The following is a 2,418-nucleotide window of genomic DNA, read 5'->3' on the forward strand; positions in this document are numbered from 1 at the left end:
CGGCGGGTACGCGGTCGAGGCGTTCGCGCGCCTGGCTGGTCCGGGGCCGCCAGGCGCTGGTCGCCGCCCGGCCGGGGCACCCCGGCGGTCTTCGTCAACGCCCGCGCGGCGCGCTGTCCCGGCAGGGCGCCTGGACCATCCTGCGCCGCGCCGCCGAGCGCGCCGGCCTGCCGGTGGACGGTGCGGGCGCGGTCTCCCCGCACACCCTGCGCCACTCGTACGCCACCCATCTGCTCGACGGCGGCGCCGACGTGCGGGTGGTGCAGGAGTTGCTCGGCCATGCCTCGGTGACCACCACCCAGGTGTACACGTTGGTCACTGTGGAGCGGCTGCGCGAGGTGTACGCCACCGCGCACCCGCGCGCCCGCGGGTGAGTCGGGCCCGACCGTCCTGACCGGCCGGTGCGTCCGACACGCCGACCGGGTACCGAACGCGCTGCCGGCGCGTGGCGTACAGTCGGCATCGGCGCGGACCTCCTGGGGCGACGAACCGGGGTGCGCAGCGGCGCCGCGAAGGACGTCGGACGGCTCCGACGCCGGGTGGTCGTCGGGAGGGGGCAACGAGGACATGGCTGGCAACGGTGACCGTGCCGACGCCTGGACGTCGGAGCTCCGCGAGCAGCAGGCGTCGCTCGGCGCGGACCTGGGTCCGGCCGACCCGGCAGCGTACACGATGCGCAAGCCCATCCCGGAGCCCATGCCGACGGACCGGCACGGCCCGGCGCGGATCATCGCGATGGCCAACCAGAAGGGCGGCGTCGGCAAGACCACGACGACCATCAACCTGGGCGCCGCGCTCGCCGAGTACGGCCGCAAGGTGCTGCTGGTCGACTTCGACCCGCAGGGCGCCCTGTCGGTCGGCCTGGGGGTCAACCCGCACAACCTCGACCTGTCGGTCTACAACCTGCTCATGCAGGACGACGTCACCGCCGAGGACGTCCTGATCAAGACCGACGTGGCCGGCCTGCACCTGCTGCCCGCCAACATCGACCTCTCCGCCGCCGAGATCCAGCTGGTCAACGAGGTCGCCCGCGAGATGGCGCTGGCGCGCGTGCTGCGCACCGTCCGCAAGGAGTACGACTTCATCCTGATCGACTGCCAGCCCTCGCTGGGCCTGCTGGCGATCAACGCGCTGACCGTCGCGCACGGCGTACTCATCCCGCTGGAGTGCGAGTTCTTCAGCCTGCGCGGCGTGGCGCTGCTGCTGGACACCATCGACAAGGTCCGCGAGCGGCTCAACTTCGACCTGGAGCTCGAGGGCATCCTCGCCACCATGTACGACAGCCGCACCACGCACTGCCGGCAGGTGCTCCAGCGGGTGGTGGAGGCCTTCGGCGACAAGGTCTACCAGACGGTGATCACCAAGACCGTCAAGTTCCCCGAGTCGACCGTCGCCGGCGCCCCGATCACCACGCTCGACCCGGCGTCGTCCGGCGCGCGCAACTACCGGCAGCTGGCCCGTGAGGTGATCGCCGCCCAGACGGACCGGTAGTCGGGGGTGCACCAGGTCACCGGCCCGTCCGGCCCGTCCACTACGGTCGTCGGGTGACCGCACCGCCCCTCGACCCACCCGCCGCGCCGCCCGGCGCCGCCGACCCGGCGGTCGCCGCCGAGCCGGCCGCGGAGGTCGACGGTGTGCTGCCCGCCGGGGACGCCCCCGAGACCAGCGGGTTCACCGTCCGGCTGGCCAACTTCACCGGCCCGTTCGACCTGCTGCTCCAGCTCATCAGCAAGCACAAGCTCGACGTCACCGAGGTGGCGCTGCACAAGGTCACCGACGAGTTCATCGCCTACATCCGGGCGATGGGCGACCAGTGGGACCTGGACGAGACGAGCGAGTTCCTGCTGATCGCGGCCACCCTGCTCGACCTCAAGGCCGCCCGGCTGCTGCCCGCCGCCGAGGTGGAGGACGAGGAGGACCTCGCCCTGCTGGAGGCGCGGGACCTGCTCTTCGCCCGGCTGCTGCAGTACAAGGCGTACAAGGAGGCCGCGGCGCACATCGCCGAGCTGGAGGCCGTCGGCGGCCGCCGCTACCCCCGCGCGGTCACCCTGGAGCCCCGGTACGCCGAGGCGCTGCCCGACCTGGTGCTCGGCATCGGCCCGGAGCGGCTGCTCAAGCTGGCGCTGAAGGCGATGACCCCGAGGCCGGTGCCCCAGGTCTCCATCGCGCACGTGCACATGGTCCGGGTCAGTGTCCGCGAGCACGCCGGGATCCTCGCCGAACGGCTGCGCCGCGCCGGCATCGCCACCTTCTCGCTGCTCAATATCAACCCGTTGTCCATCGACTACGCCTCTCGGCCTCGCCTTAGGTCCCGACTCACCAGGGCGGATTAGCCTGGCCCTGGAACCCTTGGTCATCCGGCGGAAGGGTTTCTCACCCTTCTTTCGCTACTCATGCCTGCATTCTCACTCGTGCCGC

At 72.0% G+C, this 2,418-nt stretch carries 1 protein-coding gene, 1 rRNA gene and 2 pseudogenes; 3 read left to right on the forward strand and 1 reads right to left on the reverse strand.

Annotated elements, in window-relative coordinates:
- From JNW87_RS37660 to JNW87_RS41905, 3 genes and pseudogenes are all read left to right on the forward strand, one after another.
- Window positions 1-374 (forward strand): annotated as a pseudogene (locus JNW87_RS37660) (tyrosine-type recombinase/integrase); the annotation flags it as partial.
- Window positions 375-567: 193 nt separating this feature from the next.
- A complete protein-coding gene (locus JNW87_RS37665) occupies window positions 568-1,491 on the forward strand; it encodes a ParA family protein (RefSeq protein ID WP_109804356.1) in 924 nt (307 codons plus the stop codon).
- 263 nt (window positions 1,492-1,754) lie between these two features.
- Window positions 1,755-2,159: pseudogene (locus JNW87_RS41905) on the forward strand (segregation and condensation protein A); the annotation flags it as partial.
- Window positions 2,160-2,168: 9 nt separating this feature from the next.
- Here JNW87_RS41905 and JNW87_RS37675 read toward each other — a convergent pair.
- A 23S ribosomal RNA gene (locus JNW87_RS37675) occupies window positions 2,169-2,418 on the reverse strand; the annotation flags it as partial.

Origin of the sequence: Micromonospora sp. ATA51 (assembly GCF_016802855.1) — a bacterium.
Classification (GTDB): domain Bacteria; phylum Actinomycetota; class Actinomycetes; order Mycobacteriales; family Micromonosporaceae; genus Micromonospora; species Micromonospora sicca.